Raw genomic sequence first — 21,761 nt, forward strand, 5'->3', positions numbered from 1 at the left:
GGTATGCATCGTTGTTGAGTGATTACCTTTGTCTTATTTAGATAAATGGACTCGCTAAGGATGTGCGCCATTTATCAGGAATGCCATTATGAGCCTGATTATTGATGTTATTTCGCGAAAAACATCCGTCAAACAAACGCTGATTAATCCAGGCGACGTTACGGTTGTCATTTATGAGCCCTCTGTAGTGCAGGTTCATGCTCAGGCATCTGCCGTTGTGCGTTATGTCCGTGACGGAAATGACCTGTTGATCTATATGCAAGACGGCACGGTGATCCGCTGCAACGGTTATTTCCTGCAAGCGGCAAATACCAGCGAACAATCTCAACTGGTGTTTGCCGATGGTCAACAGCTGACACATGTCACCTTTGCCGATACCGCCACCGGTGGCTTAGCGCCCGTAGAACTGACTGCCCAGACCACTGCGATTGAAAGCATTGCGCCATTTCTTGATACCGTTGCTCAGACCAGCGCCTTCCCGTGGGGTTGGCTGGCGGGGGCGGCGGTAGGTGGTGGTGCGCTTGGTGCACTGCTGGCAAGCGGTGGTGATGGCGACTCGAAAACGGAAGTGATTAATAACCCTACGCCACCCGCTGAGCCTGGCAACGCCACACCATCATTTTTAGTTACCGATAATCAGGGCGATCAGCGCGGCATTCTCGCCACCAATGACATCACCGATGATACCACGCCAACCTTTAGCGGCAGCGGGCAGGCGGGGGCGACTATTCAGATTAAAGACAGTAACGGCAATACTATTGCCAGTACTCAGGTAGACAACAACGGTCAGTGGAGTGTCTCGTTACCCACGCAAAGTGCAGGTGAACATACCTGGTCAGTGGTGCAAATTGTCGGCAGTACCATCACTGACGCCGGTTCGATAACGTTAACCATCGACAATAGTCAGGCCAGCGTGCAGGTTGCCACCACCGCAGGCGATAACATTATTAACGCCAGCGAACAGGCCGCCGGGTTTACGCTTTCTGGCACCAGTAGCCATCTGGCGCAGGGAACAGAACTCACCGTTACGCTAAACGGCAAAACCTACACCACCAGCGTAGGCGCTAACGGTGCCTGGAGCGTGCAGGTGCCGACCGCCGACGCCCAGACATTAGGCGAAGGCAATCAGGCGGTGCTGGTCAGTGGGAAAGATGCCACGGGCAATACGGTCACCGGAGCGCAGCTGCTAACGGTCGATACCCAGCCGCCAACACTTGCAATCAACACCATCGCTCAGGACAACATTGTCAGCGCCTCAGAACATAATGCCTCGCTGGTAGTGAGCGGCACTTCGAACGCAGAAGCCGGGCAAACCGTAACACTGACCGTTAACGGGAAAAGCCACACAGCAACTGTCGGTAGTGACGGAACCTGGCAAGTGACGCTGCCTGCCGCAGAAGTGCAGGCGCTGGCAGATGGTGACTACGCCATAAATGCCAGCGTCAGCGACCGGGCAGGAAACACCACCAGCAACAGCGTAAATTTCACAGTAGACACCGGTGCGCCAGTGGTCAGCGTTAACACCGTTGCGGGTGACGATATTCTTAATACCGCCGAACAGATTGTGGCGCAGATTATTTCCGGGCGGGTCAGTGGGGCTTCCCCTGGCGACACGGTCACCGTCAAGTTAGGCGCCACAGTTCTGTCCGGCGTGGTGCAGGCAGACGGTAGCTGGAATGTGGCGCTTGATCCGGCGGTAACTCGCACTCTAGCGCGTGGCCCTAACGATATTATCGTCACGGTGACCGATGCCGCCGGAAATACCGGTACAGCGACTCATAACATCACCCTGGCGGGCGTCGCGCCGCAAGTCGCGATAGATGCGATCAGCGGAGATAACGTACTGAATGAGTTGGAGTCTCAGCAGCCGCTAACGTTAAGCGGCACCAGCAATTTGCCCGATGGCGGTACAGTTAGCGTGACGTTGAATAATGTCACGTATAGCGCTCAGGTCAGCGGCGGCGTCTGGTCGCTGAGCGTTCCGGTGAGTGATGTTGTTAATCTTGCGAACACCAATTACACCGTCACTGCCAGCGCCACCGATGTGACCGGCAACACTGGCACCGCGCAGAGCAATTTGCTGGTCGATACGGTGCTGCCGCAGGTGATCATCAACACCTTTGCGGGCGACAACATTGTCAACAACGCCGAAGCGGGAGCAGATCAAACCCTGAGTGGCGTCGTCGTGGGCGCCGCGCAGGGCGATACGGTCACTATTGAACTGGGCGGCAATACTTACACGGCGACGGTGGACAGCAATCTCACCTGGAGCGTGAACGTTCAGGCGGCAGATTTACAGGCGCTGGGCGATGGTGCGTTAACCATTAATGCTTCGGTTACTACCGTACATGGCAATACGGGTAGCAGTGCGCTTTATATCACCATCAGCGCCGGGCTGCCGGGGCTGCGCATTGACACCATCGCGGGCGATGATGTGATCAATGCCGTTGAGCAGCAGCAAAACCTGATTATCACCGGTAGCAGTACTAATTTGCCCGCCGGAAGAGTGGTCACTGTTTTGCTCGGCGGCAACACCTACCAGGGGGTGACCGACAGCAACGGCAACTGGCAGGTAGGCGTGCCTGCGGCAGATCTACAGGCACTGACGCCGGGTACGATAGTGGTTAATGCCAGCGCAACGGACCCCGCCGGGAACCCGGTTACTATCGATCGCAACGTGGAGGTTAATCCGGGCGCGGTGCTTATTACCATCAATACCGTCTCCGGCGATGACATTATCAATGCCGCAGAAAAAGGCGCGCCATTGACGCTGACCGGTACCACGCAGCTGGTGGAAACCGGGCAAACCGTAGTAGTGAAATTCGCCGGGCAGACCTTTACCACTACCGTTCAGGCAGATGGCGGCTGGAGCCTGACCGTTCCCGCCAGCGCGGTGAGTAGCCTGGCAGACGGTGCGGCGGAAATCACTGCGACCGTCACTAATATCAGCGGTAACACAGGCGACACCTCCCGCACCATTACTGTCGACAGCCAGGCTCCGGCTTTAAGCATCGACTCGCTGACGGCTGATAACATCATTAACGCCGCCGAAAGTGGTCAGGATCTGCAAATCACTGGCACCACCGACGCTCAGCCGGGGCAGACGGTGACCGTCACGCTTAATGGGCAGACCTATCAGGGCGTCGTGCAGTCAGATGGCACCTGGAGCGTGACCGTTCCCGCCGCCAACGTTGGCGCACTGGCTGACGGCAACGCCACGGTGACCGCGAGCGTGAACGATATCGCTGGTAACCCGACCAGCGTCTCACGAGTGGCGCTGGTCGATGCCACGCCGCCGGTGGTGACCATTAATCCGGTGGCAACCGATAACGTCATTAACACGCCGGAACACACTCAGGCGCAAATTATCAGCGGCACGGTCACCGGCGCGCAGGCGGGCGATATTGTCACCGTTACGCTGAATGATGTGGATTACACCACGGTGGTGGATGCTTCCGGCAACTGGAGTCTGGGCGTTCCGGCCTCCGTTGTCAGCGGACTGGTGGACGGCAGTTATCCTGTCATCGTCTCGGTAACCGACCGCGCAGGAAACAGCGGCAGCCAGTCATTGACCGTCACGGTCAATACCGCAGCTCCCCTTATCGGCATTAACAGCATTGCGGGCGATGATGTGATCAACGCCAGCGAAAAAGGAGCCGATCTCCAGATCACCGGCACCAGCGATCAGCCTGTTAATACCACCATCACCGTGACGCTGAACGGGCAAAATTACACCACCACGACCGACGCCTCCGGCAACTGGAGCGTCACCGTTCCGGCATCGGCGGTAACCGCACTGGGCCAGGCCAACTACACGGTAACGGCGGCGGTGACGAGTAATATCGGCAACAGCAACACCGCCAGCCATAACGTGCTGGTCGACAGCGCGCTGCCCGGCGTGACCATTAACCCGGTGGCAACCGACGATATTATTAACGCCGCCGAAGCGGGTGCTGCGCAAACCATCAGCGGGCAGGTTACCGGAGCTGCCGTTGGCGACACGGTAACCGTTACGCTGGGCGGTAATACTTACACCGCCACCGTGCAGGCCAATTTAAGCTGGAGCGTGAGCGTTCCGGCGGCAGATATTCAGGCGCTGGGTAATGGCGATTTAACGGTAAGCGCCTCGGTCACCAATCAAAACGGCAATACCGGCAGCGGCACACGGGATATCACCATCGACGCCAATCTGCTCGGTCTGCGGGTCGATACGGTGGCGGGTGATGATGTGGTCAATATCATCGAACACGGGCAGGCGCTGGTGGTCAGCGGCAGCAGCTCAGGGCTGGCTGAAGGCACCCCGCTTACAGTTACGATTAATAATGTGGAATACACCACTGCGGTGCAGGCCGATGGTAGCTGGAGCGTGGGCGTCACGGCGGCGCAGGTTAGCGCCTGGCCTGCGGGGACGGTGTCTATTGCTGTATCCGGGGAAAGTAGCGCCGGAAATCCGATAAGCATTACGCATCCGGTAACGGTGGATCTCACGCCGGCGGCGATCACAATCAACACCATCGCCACGGACGACGTGATTAACGCCGCAGAAAAAGGCGCTGATTTAACCCTTTCCGGCACCACCACGAATGTAGAGCCAGGACAAACCGTCACCGTCAACTTTGGCGGGAAAAATTACACCGCCAGCGTGGCGAGCGATGGTAGCTGGACTGCCACCGTTCCTGCCGCCGATCTGGCAGCATTACCTGAGGGTAGCGCCTCCGCGCAGGCCAGCGTCAGCAATATCAATGGCAATAGCGCCTCGGCGGTGCATAACTACAGCGTCGATAGCAGCGCGCCAACCATCATTATCAATACCGTCGCCAGCGACAATATCGTTAACGCCAGCGAAGCCGATACGGGCGTGACGGTGAGCGGCAGCACCACCGCTGAAGCGGGGCAGATTGTTACGGTAACGCTCAATAGCCCGACCGTGCAGACCTATCAGGCAACGGTACAGGCCGACGGCAGCTGGAGTATTACTATTCCGGCGGCAGACCTTGAGGCATTGACGGATGGCAGCCACACCCTGACCGCCACGGTTAATGACAAAGCGGGCAACCCGGCGAGCACCACGCATAATCTGGCGGTGGATCTCACCGTTCCGGTACTGACCATTAACACCATTGCGGGCGATGATATTATTAACGCCGCCGAACACGGGCAGGCGCTGGTGATTTCCGGTTCCAGCACTGGCGGGGAGGCGGGCGATATCGTCAGCGTCACGCTAAACAATAAAACCTACACCACCACCCTGGATGCCTCCGGCAACTGGAGCGTCGGCGTTCCGGCGGCTGATGTCACTGCGCTGGGCAGCGGCCCGCAAACCGTGACGGCGACCGTTACCGATGTGGCTGGCAACAGCGACAACGAGACGCACACGGTCACCGTTAACCTTACCGCGCCGACCATTGGCATCAACCCCATTGCCAGCGATGACGTGATTAATGCCACGGAAAAAGGCGCGGATCTGCAAATTTCCGGCACCAGTAATCAGCCCGCAGGCACCACAATTACGGTGACGCTTAACGGGCAAAATTACTCCGCCACGACGGACGCCGCAGGCAACTGGAGCACCACGGTGCCAGCCTCTGCCGTCGGTGCGCTGGGCGAAGCCAGTTACACGGTGACGGCGAACGTCACCGACAGCACGGGCAATAGCAATTCCGCCAGCCATAACGTGCAGGTGAATACCGCGCTGCCGGGTGTCACCATTAATCCGGTGGCGACCGACGATATTATTAACGCGGCGGAATCGGGCGTGGCGCAGACCATCAGCGGCCAGGTGACGGGCGCGGCGGCGGGCGATACGGTTACCGTGACGCTTGGCGGGAAAACCTACACCGCTACCGTGCAGGGCAATTTTAGCTGGAGCGTGGACGTTCCGGCGGCGGATATTCAGGCCATCGGTAATGGCGACCTGACAGTTAACGCCTCGGTAACCAACGGCGTGGGTAATACAGGCAGCGGTGCGCGCGATATTGTGATAGATGCCAATCTGCCAGGTCTGCGCGTTGATACCGTGGCGGGCGATGATGTGGTTAACAGCATCGAGCACGGTCAGGCACTGGTGATAACCGGTAGCAGCAGCGGGCTGGCGGCGGGCGCGGCGCTGACGGTGGTGATCAATAACGTCACCTATGGCGCGACAGTATTAGCCGATGGCACATGGAGCGTTGGCGTTCCGGCGGCAGACGTGGGCAACTGGCCTGCGGGGACGGTGGATATCACAGTTTCAGGCGCCAGTAGCGCAGGAAACCCGGTCACCATCACCCATCCGGTCACCGTCGATCTGGCGGCGGTGGCGATCTCCATTAACACCGTTTCCGGCGATGATGTGATTAACGCCGCCGAAAAAGGGGCAGATTTATCCCTTTCCGGCAGCACTTCCGGCGTGGAAGCGGGGCAAACCGTCACCGTCACCTTTGGCGGCAAAACCTATATCGCTACCGTAGCGGGCGATGGCAGCTGGACAACCACCGTACCCGCCGCCGATCTCAGCGCGTTACGTGACGGCGAAGCCACGGTACAGGCCAGTGTCAGCAATATTAACGGCAACACGGCTTCGGCAACCCACGCCTATAGCGTCGATGCCACGGCACCGACGCTTGCCATTAACACCATCGCCACCGACGATATTCTTAACGCCGCTGAGGCGGGAAATCCGTTAACCATCAGCGGCACCAGCACCGCCGAAGCGGGGCAAACGGTAACCGTCACGCTTAATGGTGTGGCTTACATCGGCACCGTTCAGGCGGGCGGTAGCTGGAGCGTCAGCGTGCCGACAACAGATCTCAGCAATCTGACCGCCAGCCCGTACACGGTCAGCGCCTCGGTAAGCGACAAAGCGGGTAACCCGGCGACCGCCACTCACGGCCTGGCGGTGGATCTCACCGTGCCAGTTTTAACCATTAACACCGTCTCCGGCGATGACATCATTAACGCCACCGAACACGGACAGGCGCTGGTGATCTCCGGTTCCAGCACTGGCGGGGAAGCGGGCGATGTCATCACCATCACGTTAAACAGTAAAACCTACACTACCACGCTGGACGCCTCCGGCAACTGGAGCGTCGGCGTTCCGGCAGCAGACGTCACTGCGCTGGGCAGCGGCCCGCAAACCATCACTGCGGCAATTACCGATACGGCAGGCAACAGCGATGATGCCAGCCGCACGCTCACCGTAAATCTCACCGCGCCAACCATTGGCATCAACACTATCGCCAGCGATGACGTGATTAACGCCACAGAAAAAGGCGCGGATCTGCAAATCACCGGCACCAGTAATCAGCCCGCAGGCACCACAATAACGGTGACGCTGAACGGGCAAAATTACACCGCTACCACCGATAGCAGTGGCAACTGGAGCGCCACGGTGCCAGCCTCGGCAGCTAGCGCGTTGGGTGAAGCCAACTACACGGTAACGGCGAGCGTTACCGACACGGCAGGCAACAGTAATTCCGCCAGCCATAATGTGCTGGTCAACAGCGCCTTACCTGGCGTTACCATTAACGCTGTGGCAACCGATGACATTATTAATGCCGCCGAAGCGGGCAGTGCGCAAACCATCAGCGGGCAGGTGACGGGCGCGGCGGCGGGCGATACGGTCACCGTCACGCTGGGCGGCAACACCTACACCGCTACGGTGCAGGCTAATTTAAGCTGGAGTGTCAGCGTTCCGGCGGCGGATATTCAGGCGCTTGGTAACGGCGACCTGACAGTTAACGCCTCGGTCACCAACGTCGTGGGCAACAGCGGCAGCGGCTCGCGCGATATCACTATCGATGCCAATCTGCCTGGTTTGCGGGTCGATACCGTAGCGGGCGATGATGTTATTAACAGCATTGAGCACAATCAGGCGCTGGTGATAACAGGTAGCAGCACCGGGCTGACGGCAGGAACGGCATTAACGGTCGTGATTAACAACGTCACTTACGCTGCCACGGTGTTAGCTGACGGTACATGGAACCTCGGCGTTCCGGCGGCAGACGTCAGCAACTGGCCTGCGGGTACGGTGGATATCACGGTAAGCGGTACTAACAGCGCTGGAACAACCTCCACCATTACCCATCCGGTTACCGTCGATCTGGCGGCGGTCGCCATAACCATTAACACTCTCTCCGGCGATGATGTGATCAATGCCGTCGAAAAAGGCGAAACGCTGGTGGTGAGCGGCAGTACCAGCGGTATAGAAGCCGGGCAGACGGTGACCGTCACCTTTAGCGGCAAAAATTACACCACCACCGTGGAAGCCAACGGCAGCTGGACGGTGAATGTGCCGCCTGCCGATCTCGCTGCGTTGCCGGACGGCGCGGGCAACGTGCAGGCGAGCGTCAGCAACATTAACGGCAACAGCGCCCAGGCCGATCGCGCGTACAGCGTCGATGCCACCGCGCCGCTTGTGACCATCAACACCATCGCCAGCGACGATATTCTCAACGTGAGCGAAGCGGGCGCGGGGATAACCATCAGCGGCACCACCACGGCGCAGGCCGGACAGACGCTGACTGTCACGCTCAATAACAACACGTACCAGACTACCGTCCAGGCGGATGGCACCTGGAGTGTGAACGTTCCGGCGACAGATTTAAGCGGATTAACCGCCAGCAGTTATACCGTGACCGCCACGGTGAGCGACAAAGCGGGTAACCCGGCAAGCGCGGATCATGCACTGGCGGTGGACGTGACCGCGCCGGATCTCACCATTAACACCGTCGCGGGCGATGACATTATCAACGCCATCGAACACGGGCAGGCGCTGGTGGTGAGCGGAACCAGTACGGGCGCGGCGGCAGGCGATGTGGTGACCGTCACGCTGAACGGTAAAAACTACACCACCACGCTGGACGCCTCCGGTAACTGGAGTGTGGGTATTCCGGCGGCGGATGTCACGGCACTGGCAACCGGTAGCCAGACCATCACCGCCAGCCTGAGCGATCGCGCGGGCAACAGCGACAGCACGACTCACGATGTGACCGTTGATCTCAGTGGCCCGACACTGACCATTAACACTGTCTCCGGTGATGACATTATTAATAATGCGGAGAAAACCCAGGATCTGATCATCAGCGGCGTCTCCAGCGGCCTGGCGGCAGGCACTACGGTCACCGTGATGTTGAACGGCCTGGCGTACAGCGCCACCACCGACGGCTCCGGCAACTGGAGCGTTACCGTGCCGGCTTCGGCGGTCGGCGCACTGGGCGAGGCGGTTTATTCGATTAGCGCCAGCGCCACCGACAGCGCGGGTAACAGCGGTAGTACTACCCATACGGTAAATGTCGAATCACTCCTGCCAGGGGTAATCATTAATACTGTGGCGGGTGATGACATTATCAACGCCGCTGAAATCGCCGTTAACCAGACCCTCAGCGGACAGGTTACGGGGACGGCAGCAGCAGGAGATTCGGTCACTGTCACGCTCGGCGGTAATCAATACATTGCCACCGTGCAGCCAGATTTAAGCTGGAGCGTCAGCGTGCCTGCGGCAGATTTGCAGGCGCTGGGTAACGGTGAACTGACCATCAGCGCCTCGGTGACCAATTCCGCAAATAATACCGGCACCGCGACGCACGACATCGTGATAGACGCCAATCTGCCAGGCCTGCGGGTCGATACCGTGGCAGGCGATGATGTGATTAACAGCATTGAGCACACTCAGGCGCTGGTGGTCACCGGTAGCAGTAGCGGACTGGCGGCGGGCGCGGCGTTGACGGTAGTCATCAACAACGTCACCTACGGCGCAACGGTACTCGCCGATGGCACCTGGAGCGTCGGCGTTCCGGCAGCGGACGTGGCTGACTGGCCTGCGGGGACGGTTAATATTGCCGTCTCTGGCACCAATACCGCAGGAACCACAACCAGCATTACTCATCCGGTCACGGTCAATCTCGCTGCCGTGGCGATTACCATCAATACACTCTCCACTGACGATGTAATAAACGCCGCCGAAAAAGGCACTGATTTGCAGCTTTCCGGCACCACCTCCGGCGTGGAAGCGGGGCAGACCATTACCGTTATTTTCGGTGGCAAAAGCTACACCACCACGGTTGCCGCGGATAATACCTGGGGGCTGACGATCCCAGCCGCCGATCTCGCAACCTTGCCGGATGGCGCAGCAAACGTCCAGGCCAGCGTCAGCAACGTCGCGGGTAACAACGCCCAGGCAACGCATGTTTATAGCGTCGATGCCACCGCGCCCTCCGTCACCATCAACACCATTGCCAGCAACGATATTCTTAATGCCGCCGAAGCGGGATCGGCGCTGACTATCAGCGGCACCAGCACCGCAGAAGCCGGGCAGACAGTGACCGTGACGCTAAACGGCATCAATTACAGCGGCAACGTGCAGGCAGACGGGAGCTGGAGCGTCAGCGTACCGACTGGCGATTTAGCTAACCTCACTGCCAGCTCGTATACCGTCAACGCCTCGGTAAGCGACAAAGCCGGAAATCCGGCCTCGGCAACGCATAACCTGACGGTAGACCTTGCCGCTCCGGTCGTCACCATTAACACGGTAGCGGGCGATGACGTGATTAACGCCACGGAACATGCTCAGGCGCAGATTATCAGCGGCTCGGCAACGGGCGCGACGACGGGTAACACGGTTTCCGTGACGATTGGCACGACCACCTACACCACCGTGCTGGACGCCAACGGCAACTGGAGCATCGGTGTGCCTGCCAGCGTGATTTCCGCGCTGGCCCAGGGCGATGTGACCATTACCGCCACGGTTACCGACTCCGCAGGCAACAGCGGCACGGCCTCGCACACTGTCAGCGTGGCGCTCGGTGCACCGATACTCGCCATTAACACCATCGCCGTCGATGACATCATCAACGCCATGGAGAAAGGCGCGGATCTGTCGATTTCCGGCACCAGCAACCAGCCTGCGGGCACGCAGGTAACTGTTACGCTCAACGGGCAAAATTACACCACCACTGCCGATGCTTCCGGGAACTGGAGCGTGACTGTTCCGGCGTCTGCGGTTGGTACGCTCGGTGAAGCGACTTATACGGTGACTGCCGCCGCAACCGATGTTGATGGCAATAGCGGTTCCGCCAGCCATAACGTGCAGGTTAATACCGCGCTACCGGGCGTCACCATTAACGTTGTGGCAACGGACGATATTATTAACGCCGCCGAAGCGGGGGCAACTCAAACTATCAGCGGGCAGGTCACGAGGGCCGCGGCGGGCGACACGGTGACCGTGACGCTAGGCGGGGCGACTTACACCGCTACGGTACAGGCAGACTTAAGCTGGAGTGTCGATGTTCCGGCTTCGGCGTTACAGGCGTTGGGCAACGGAGAGCTGACCATTTCGGCTTCGGTAACGAACAGCGTAGGCAATACCGGTAACGGCACGCGCGAAATCACCATAGACGCGAATCTCCCCGGTCTGCGGGTCGATACCGTGGCGGGCGATGATGTGGTCAACATTATCGAGCACGGTCAGGCGCTGGTGATTACCGGCAGCAGCTCTGGGCTGGCGATGGGTAGCAATGTCACGCTGACCATTAACGGGCAAACCTATGTTGCGGCAGTGCTGGCGGATGGCACCTGGAGCGTCGGCGTTCCGGCGGTGGATGTCAGCGCCTGGCCTGCGGGGGCGGTGACGATTACGGCGAGCGGCAGCACTACCGCCGGAAACCCGGTGAGCGTCACGCATCCGGTGACTGTCGATCTCTCGGCGGTGGCTGTCAGCATCAACGCCATTACCGCCGATGATGTGATTAACGCCGCTGAAAAAGGCGCGGCATTAACGCTCTCCGGCAGCACCTCTGGCGTGGAGGCCGGGCAAACGGTCACCGTGACCTTTGGCGGTAAAACCTATACTGCAAGTGTCGCGGCGAATGGTTCCTGGAGCACCACGGTTCCGGCGGCGGATATGGCAGCCCTGCGTGATGGCGATGCCAGCGCACAGGCCAGCGTCAGCAATGTTAACGGCAACACCACCACCACTACCCACGCGTACAGCGTCGATGCCAGCGCGCCAACGGTGACCATTAACGCTATTGCGGGTGACGATATTCTTAACGCCGCCGAAGCGGGTACGGCGCTGACCATCACCGGCAGCAGCACGGCGGAAGCCGGGCAGACGGTGACCGTCACGCTCAATGGCGCAAATTATACCGGCACGGTGCAAACAGACGGTAGCTGGAGCGTCAGCGTGCCGCCTTCAGCGTTAAGCGCCCTGACCGCCAGCAACTACACCGTCAGCGCGGCGGTGAGCGACAAAGCCGGAAACCCGGCCTCCGCTAACCATAACCTGACGGTGGATACATCCGTTCCGGTCGTCACCATCAACACGGTGGCGGGCGATGATGTAATCAACGCGACGGAACACGCCCAGGCGCAGATTATCAGCGGCTCTGCCACTGGTGCGGCAACCGGTAACACCGTGACGGTGACTATCGGCACAAATACCTTCACCACGGTGCTGGATGCCAGCGGCAACTGGAGCGTCGGCGTCCCGGCAAGCGTTGTTTCGGCACTGGCAAACGGCACGGTGACCATTAACGCCAGCGTCACTGACGCCGCCGGAAACAGCGGCAGCGCCACCCATCAGGTGACGGTCAATACCGGGCTGCCGACCATTACCTTTAACGCCATCAGCAGCGATAACGTCCTGAATGCTGATGAAAAAGGCCAGCCGTTGACCATCAGCGGTAGCAGTACGGGGCTGGCGACAGGCGCACAGGTTACCGTCACGCTCAACGGTCACAATTACAGCGCCACCACCGACGCAGCAGGCAACTGGACCTTAACCGTGCCTGTCAGCGATCTGGCGGCATTAGGTCAGGCTAACTATACCGTCAGCGCCAGTGCCACCAGTGCGGCAGGCAACACCGCCAGCAGCCAGGCGAATTTACTGGTCGACAGCGGCCTGCCAGGCGTCACCATCAATACCGTGGCGGACGACGATATTATCAACGCCGCCGAAGCCGGGGCCGATCAAACCATCAGCGGGGGGGTGACCCGCGCCGCCGCTGGCGATACGGTTACTGTGACGCTGGGCGGCAACACTTACACCACCACGGTACAGGGCAACTTAAGCTGGAACGTCACCGTTCCGGCAGCCGATCTCCAGGCGTTGGGAAATGGTGATTTGATCATTACCGCCTCGGTCACCAACGCGAATGGCAACACCGGTAGCGGCACGCGGGATATCACCATTGATGCCAACTTGCCGGGGCTGCGCGTGGATACCGTGGCGGGCGATGATATCGTCAACAGCATCGAGCATGGTCAGGCACTGGTGATCACTGGTGGCAGTAGTGGCCTGAATGCAGGTGCTGTGCTGACGGTTACCATCAACAGTGTGGCTTATTCTGCCTCGGTACAGGCAGACGGGAGCTGGAGCGTCGGCATTCCAGCAGCAAGCGTCAGTGCATGGCCAGCGGGGCCGTTAACCGTTGAAGTGACAGGCCAGAGCAGCGCCGGAAATCCGGTCAGCGTCAGCCATCCGTTCACCGTCGATTTAACGGCGGTGGCAATCAGCATCAACACTGTTGCCAGCGATGACGTAATTAACGCCGCCGAAAAAGGCACCGACCTGACCCTTTCTGGCAGCACCAGCGGAATTGAAAGTGGGCAAACCGTTACCGTCACTTTTGGCGGCAAAACCTACACCGCCAGCGTCGCCGCCAACGGAAGCTGGAGCGTAAACGTTCCGGCGGCGGATTTGGCAAGCCTGCCAGACGGCGCGGCGAACGTGCAGGCCAGCGTTAGCAGCGCGAGCGGTAACAGTGCCTCGGCGACCCATGCGTACAGCGTTGACGCCAGCGCGCCGACGCTCACCATTAACACCATCGCCAGCGATGACATCCTTAACGCCACGGAGGCGGGAAACCCGCTCACCATCAGCGGCACCAGCACCGCCGAAACCGGGCAGACGGTCACCGTCACCCTTAACGGCGCAACTTACACCGGTAATGTACAGGAGGACGGTAGCTGGAGCGTCAGCGTTCCCACTTCAGCCCTGGGCGCTCTGACTGCAAGCAATTACACCGTCAGCGCCACGGTCAACGACAAAGCGGGCAATCCCGGCAGCGCCAGCCATAATCTGGCGGTAGACACCACCGCGCCGGTTCTCACCATTAACACCGTGGCAGGCGATGACATCATTAACGACGCCGAACACGCACAGGCGTTGGTGATCTCCGGTACCAGCACGGGCGGGGAAGCGGGCGATGTGGTGAGCGTTGTGCTCAATGGCAAAACGTATACCACGACGCTGGATGCCTCCGGCAACTGGAGCGTTGGCGTACCGGCAGCGGATGTTGCGGCACTCAGTAGCGGCGCACAGACCATCACCGCCAGCGTCAGCGATCGGGCGGGCAACAGCGACGACGCCAGCCGAACCGTCACCGTTAACCTCACCGCGCCAGCGATTAGCATCAACACCATCGCGGGCGATGACGTGATCAACGCGACGGAAAAAGGATCCGATCTGGCGCTTTCCGGCACCAGCGATCAGCCTGCGGGCACGGCGATCACCGTCACGCTGAATGGACAAAACTACAGCGCCACCACCGATGCCTCCGGCAACTGGAGCGTTACCGTGCCTGCCTCGGCAGTCAGTGCGCTGGGCGAAGCGACATATAGCGTCACGGCGAGCGTCACCAACGCCCAGGGCAACAGCAGTACTGCCAGCCATAATGTGCAGGTCATTACCGCGCTGCCGGGCGTCACCCTTAATCCGGTGGCGACGGACGATATTATCAATGCTTCAGAGGCGGGCAGCGCGCAAACTATCAGCGGCCAGGTAACCGGGGCGGTGGCTGGCAGCACCGTCACCGTTGAACTGGGTGGTAAAACTTACACCGCCACCGTCCAGGCTGATTTAAGCTGGAATGTAAGCGTACCAGCCGCTGACTGGCAGGCGTTAGGTAACGGTGAATTAACGGTTAATGCCTCGGTGACCAACGCCGTTGGCAACACCGGCAGCGGCATGCGTGATATCACCATCGATGCCAGTCTGCCCGGTCTGCGGGTGGATACCGTCGCAGGCGATGATGTGGTCAATATCATCGAACACGCTCAGGCGCAGGTGATTACCGGGAGCAGCTCCGGCTTTACGGCAGGCACGGCGCTGACCGTGGTGATAAATAACCAAACTTATGCCGCCACGGTGTTGGCGAACGGCACCTGGAGCGTCGGCGTTCCGGCGGCGGATGTCAGTAACTGGCCTGCGGGAACGCTGAATATTACCGTTAGCGGGGCGAACAGTGCCGGAACACAAACCAGCATTACCCATCCGGTGAGCGTTGATCTCACTACCGTTGCCATCAGCATTAACGCTATTACCCCTGATGATGTGATTAACGCCGCCGAAAAAGGCGCGGCGCTAACGCTTTCCGGCAGCACGTCCGGCGTCGAAGCGGGGCAAACCGTTACTATTACCTTTGGCGGCAAAACCTACACCACCACGGTGGCGGCAAACGGTAGCTGGAGCACCACCGTTCCGACTGCGGATTTGGCGGCTCTGCGTGACGGCGATGCCAGCGCCCAGGTGCGGGTGACTAACGTCAACGGCAACAGCGCCACGACAACGCATGAATACAGCGTCGATAGCGCCGCGCCAACGGTGACCATCAACACCATTGCCAGCGATAACATCATCAACGCCAGCGAAGCGGCGGCGGGCGTAACGGTTTCCGGCACCAGCACCGCGGAAACCGGGCAAACGCTCACCGTCACGCTAAACGGCACTAACTACCAGACCACGGTACAGGCGGACGGCAGCTGGAGCTTAACGCTGCCTGCCAGTGACCTAACCGCACTTGCCAATAACGGCTACACCCTGACCGCCACGGTCAGCGATCTGGCGGGTAACCCTGGCAGCGCCAGCAAAGGCGTCACCGTCGATACCACTGCTCCGGTGATCAGCTTTAACACCGTGGCGGGCGATGATGTGATTAACAACGTCGAACACACTCAGGCGCAGATTATCAGCGGCACCGCCACGGGTGCGGTGGCGGGCGACCGCCTGGTGGTGACTATCGCCGGGCAGCAGTATGTCACCAGCACCGATGCCAGCGGCAACTGGAGCGTTGGCGTGCCAGCCAGTGTGATTTCCGGCCTTGCGGACGGTACGGTGACCATCAGCGCCACCATCACCGACAGCGCAGGCAACAGCAGCACGCAGACGCACAACGTGCAGGTCAATACGGCGGTGGTGTCGCTCTCAGTCAGCACCATCAGTGGCGATAATATTATTAACGCCGCCGAAGCAGGCAGTGCGCTGACCCTGAGCGGCACCGGAACGAACTTTGCCGCAGGCACGGTGGTGACCGTGTTGCTTAACGGCAAAGGCTACAGCGCTACCATTCAGAACAACGGGAGCTGGAGTGTGAACGTGCCTGCGGCGGACGTTGCAGCACTGGCGGATGGCACCAGCTACACGGTTAGCGCCTCCGCCCAGGACAGCGCAGGAAACAGCGCCACGGCCTCGCGCAGCGTGGCGGTGGATCTCACCGCACCGGTTATCAACATTAATACCGTTTCGACGGATGACCGACTCAACGCCGCCGAACAGCAGCAGCCGTTAACCCTTAACGGCTCGACCAGCGCGGAAGTGGGGCAGACGGTCACTGTCACCTTTGGCGGCAAAACCTATACCGCCACGGTTGCCGCCAATGGCACCTGGGCGCTGAACGTGCCTGCGGCGGATCTGGCAGCACTCGGGCAAGGCGCGCAGACCATTACCGCCAGCGTGAACGATCGTGCCGGTAACCCCGGTCAAACCACGCACGCCCTGACCGTCGATACCGTTGCGCCAACGGTCACCATCGCCACGGTGGCGGGTGACGATATTATCAACAACGCCGAGCAGCTTGCCGGGCAGACCATCAACGGCACCACCACCGCCGAAGTGGGCCAGACGGTGACCGTTACCTTTAACGGGCAAACCTGGACCGCAACGGTCGGCAGTGGCGGAAGCTGGTCGGTATTTATTCCGGCGCAGCAGTTTGCCGGATTAAGCGACGGCAGCTACACCATTAGCGCGACGGTCAGCGATCAGGCCGGAAACCCCGGTAGCGCCAGCCGTGGCGTGACGTTGAATGGCGGCGTGCCAACGGTCACCATCAATACCTTTGCGGGCGATGATGTGGTGAACGCGGCGGAACACGGCGCGTCTTTGGTGATCAGCGGCACCACCACCGCCCCAGTCGGGCAGACGCTGACTCTGACCTTAAACGGTAAAACCTACACCACTACGGTGCAGACCGGTGGTAGCTGGAGCTACACCCTCGGCAGCGCCGATGTCACCGCGCTGGCGGACGGCAATGCCTATGTGATTAACGCTTCGGTGAGCAACGCCATTGGCAACATCGGTAGCAGCAATCACACCATTACCGTCGATCTCAGCGCCCCGGCGATGGGCATTAATATTGATTCCCTGCAAGCCGACACTGGCCTTAGCGCCAGTGACTTTATCACCAGCGTCAGCCCGGTGGTGGTCAACGGCTCACTCACCGCCGCGCTTGCCAGTAACGAGACGGCGCAAATCAGTATCGACGGCGGTGTAACCTGGACCACGCTTACCGTTACCGGCACGACCTGGCGCTATAACGACAGCCGCACGCTGACCGATGGTAACTATCTCTATCAGGTGCGGGTGATTGATGCGGCGGGCAACGTCGGGGCGACTGATAGCCAGAATGTGGTGATCGACACTACTGCGCCAGATCCCGCGGTGAAAACCATCGCCATTAGCGCGATCACCACCGATACAGGTCTGATTACTAATGATTTTGTCACCAGCGACACGACGCTTGCGGTGAGTGGTACGCTCGGCGCGGCGCTCTCTGCTGGTGAGTTCGCGCAAATCAGTATCGATGGCGGCACCACCTGGCAGAATCTGGCAGTAAATGGATTAACCTGGACTTATCTTGACGGGCGCACGCTGACCGACGGTAACTACAACTATCAGGTACGGGTGATCGACACCGCCGGAAATATCGGCGCGACCGCCAGCCAGATAGTCACCGTGGATACCACCGCGCCGCTAGCGAGCAAAACCATCGTCATTGCGGGCATCAGCGATGACACCGGGTTAAGCAGCAGCGATTTTGTGACCCGTGACACTACGCTGACCGTGCGTGGCACGCTCGGCGCGGCGCTGGCGGCAGATGAACGGGCGCAAATCAGCCTCGACGGCGGTGTCACCTGGACTACGTTAACCGTTATTGGCACCAGCTGGAGCTATGCCGATAGTCGCACGCTCACCGACGGCACATGGAACTACACGGTGCGGGTGGTGGATCTGGCGGGGAATGTCGGGCAGACCGCGACGCAAAATGTGGTGGTCGACACCATCAGCCCGGAAGCGGCGAAAAGCATCACTATTACCGGTATCAGCGATGACACCGGAGCCAGCAGCAGCGATTTTATTACCAGCGACACCACGCTTACCGTGCGCGGCGTGCTGGGCGCGGCGCTCGGCGCTAATGAGTTCGCGCAAATCAGTACCGACAACGGCGCAACCTGGGTGAACGTGACTGTTGCCGCAGACGGTCTGAACTGGACATATGTGGACGGGCGTACGCTGACCAACGGCACCACCACCTGGCAGGTGCGGGTGGTTGATTTAGCGGGCAACGTTGGCGCAACCGGCAGCCAGTCGGCGCAGATTGACACCGTTAACCCGGTGCAGGTGCTCACCATCACCAGCATCAGCACCGATACGGGGAGTTCGGCCACCGACTTTATCACCAGCGATACCACGCTCACGCTGACCGGTTCGCTGGGGGCGGGGCTTGCCAGCGGCGAAGTGGCGCAGATTAGCCTCGATGGCGGCGCGACCTGGACCACGCTCACCACCAACGGTACGCAGTGGACTTACACTGACAGCCGCACGCTGACCGACGGCAGCTACGTTTATCAGGTACGGGTGCTGGATCTGGCGGGAAATACAGGCCCGGTGGTATCGAAAACGGTGGTGGTCGATACGATTAACCCCACCGCCACGCCGACCATTGTGTCGTATACCGATGATGTCGGGCAGCGGCAGGGGACGTTTAGCAATTCGCAGGCCACCGACGACACCACGCCGTTGCTCAACGGCGTGCTCTCTGCGCCGCTTGCCAGCGGTGAAGTCGTTTACCTTTACCGTAACGGTCTGCTGTTAGGTGCGGTAACGATGGTCGGCGCGCTGAACTGGACTTACAGCGACAGTGGTCTGGTCAGCGGTGCCTATACCTACAGCGCACGAGTGGTGGATCTGGCAGGGAATATCACCTCCTCCAGCGATTTTGTTCTGACGGTCGATACCTCAATTCCGACGACGCTTGCGCAAATCACCAATCAAACCACACGCGATACCACGCCGATTATCAGCGGCGTAATCACGGCGGCACTTGCCAGTGGGCAGTATGTTGAAGTGGTGATCAACGGCAAAACTTACACCTCGCAACCGGGCGGTGCGGTGGTGGTCGATCCGGCGCACAACACCTGGTATGTGCAACTGCCGGATACCGACGCGCTGGCGGCGTCTGCGACCGCCTATAACGTCACCGCGCAGGTGAAAAGCTCGGCGGGTAACGGTAACACCGCTAACGTCAGCACTGGCACGGTAACGGTTAACGCAGCGATTGATTACACACCGACCTGGACCACCGCCAGCAAATCCACCGCATGGGGGCTGACCTACGGCCTCGACACACACGGGATGTGGACAGTGCTGGCCAACCAGCAAATTATGCAATCCACCGATCCGCTCACCTGGTCGAAAACCGCCCTGACGCTGGTGCAAAGTGGCAACAACTATGCCACCAGCTCCATCGCCGATTACAACCGTAACGGTACGGGCGATCTGTTTATTACCCGTGATGACTACGGCACGGGGTATATCAACGGCTTTACTAATAACGGCGATGGTACGTTTTCCAGCGCCATCCAGGTGAACGTTGGCACCCTGACGTGGTATGGCTCGATTGTGGCGTTTGATAAAGAGGGCGACGGTTATCTTGATTTCTGGATTGGCGACGCGGGCGGGCCGGACTCTAACACCTTCTTGTGGAACAACGCCGGCACCCTGACAGGCAACTCCACCACCGCTAATAACGGGGGGAGTGCTACGGTCGGTGGGGCGGTGACAGGTTATTTATCACTCAACGAAGGTTCCGGTGTCGATCTTAATAATGACGGCAGAATTGATCTGGTTCAGCACACTTTCAACCTGAACAACAACTTCACCCTCTCATCGTTGATAAGCCAGGGCAATGGCACCTTCGTCTGGGGACAAAACACCATCAATACTTTCCTCAGTAGTCCTGGCTCGGGGGGAAACTCGACATCCGTTTCCATGACATGGGCCGATTTCGATGGTGACGGCGATATGGATCTCTTCCTGCCCGCCAGCCAGGGAAGAGCTAACTATGGCTCGCTGTTATTCAACACCAACGGCGTGCTGGGTAGCCCTGTGGCGGTCGGCGCGACGGCAACCACCTACGCCAGTCAATTCAGCCTGGCCGTCGACTGGGATCATGACGGGTTAATGGACATCGCCCGTATCGCCCAGACCGGACAGTCGTATCTTTATACCAACGTCAGTAACGCCAGTAACTGGACACAATCGGCCCTCGGCAGCAGCCAGAGCGGCACCACCAGCGGCGTGGCGGCAATGGACTACGACTGGGACGGCGCGGTGGATGTGCTGGTAACCAAACAGTCGGGCAGCGTGTTCCTCATCCGTAACACTAACACGGTGAGCTACGGCACCTCGCTGCACCTGCGTATCACCGATCCTAACGGTATTAACGTCTATTACGGCAATACCGTGAAGCTGTACAACTCGGCGGGCGTGCTGGTGGCGACACAAATCATCAACCCGCAGTCGGGGATGGGCGTTAACGACACCTCGGCGCTGGTCAACTTCTACGGACTTAACGCGGGAGAAACCTACAACGCGGTGCTGATCAAATCCACCGGCACTACCGCCAGCAATATCGACCAGACGGTGAATACCACCTGGGGCGGCTTACAGGCTACCGATGCCACTCACGCTTACGATCTCAGCGCCGAAGCGGGCACCGCGAGCAACAACGGCAAGTTTGTCGGCACCGGTTATAACGACACCTTCTTCGCCACCGCAGGCACCGACACCTACGACGGTTCCGGCGGCTGGGTGTACAGTTCCGGCACAGGAACCTGGCTGGCGAACGGCGGCATGGACGTGGTCGATTTCCGTCTCTCAACGGTGGGCGTCACCGCTAACTTAAGCGTTACCACCGCACAGGCCACCGGTTTTAATACCTCGACATTTACCAATATCGAAGGGATTTCCGGCTCGAATTTTAATGACACTCTGACCGGCAGCAGCGGCGATAACCAACTGGAAGGGCGCGGCGGCAACGACACGCTCAACATCGGCAACGGCGGCCATGACACCTTGCTCTATAAACTGCTCAGCGCCAGTGACGCCACCGGGGGCAACGGTTCGGACGTGGTGAATGGCTTTACGGTAGGCACCTGGGAAGGCACCGCCGACACCGATCGCATTGATATTCGTGAACTGTTACAGGGCAGTGGCTACACCGGAAACGGCAAAGCCAGCTATGTCAACGGCGTGGCAACGCTGGATGCCCAGGCCGGAAACATCGGTGATTTTGTCAAAGTCACCCAGAGCGGCAGCGACACCATCGTGCAGATCGACCGCGATGGCTCGGGCGGCAATTTTGCGACAGCTAACGTGGTCACGCTGACGGGCGTGCACACCGACCTCGCCACCTTACTGGCGAATCATCAGTTGATGGTGGTGTAGA

The 21,761-nt window shown here is 59.6% G+C and carries 1 protein-coding gene; it reads left to right on the plus strand.

What is annotated here, in order from left to right; genetic code table 11:
* Positions 1 to 88 precede the first annotated feature (88 nt).
* Positions 89 to 21,760, plus strand: coding sequence for an Ig-like domain-containing protein (locus tag BEB54_RS09335; RefSeq protein ID WP_105277214.1), 21,672 nt, complete (start codon positions 89 to 91; stop codon positions 21,758 to 21,760).
* Position 21,761: the final 1 nt, after the last annotated feature.

This window comes from Escherichia sp. MOD1-EC6021 (genome assembly GCF_002965245.1).
GTDB classification, from domain to species: domain Bacteria; phylum Pseudomonadota; class Gammaproteobacteria; order Enterobacterales; family Enterobacteriaceae; genus Escherichia; species Escherichia coli_F.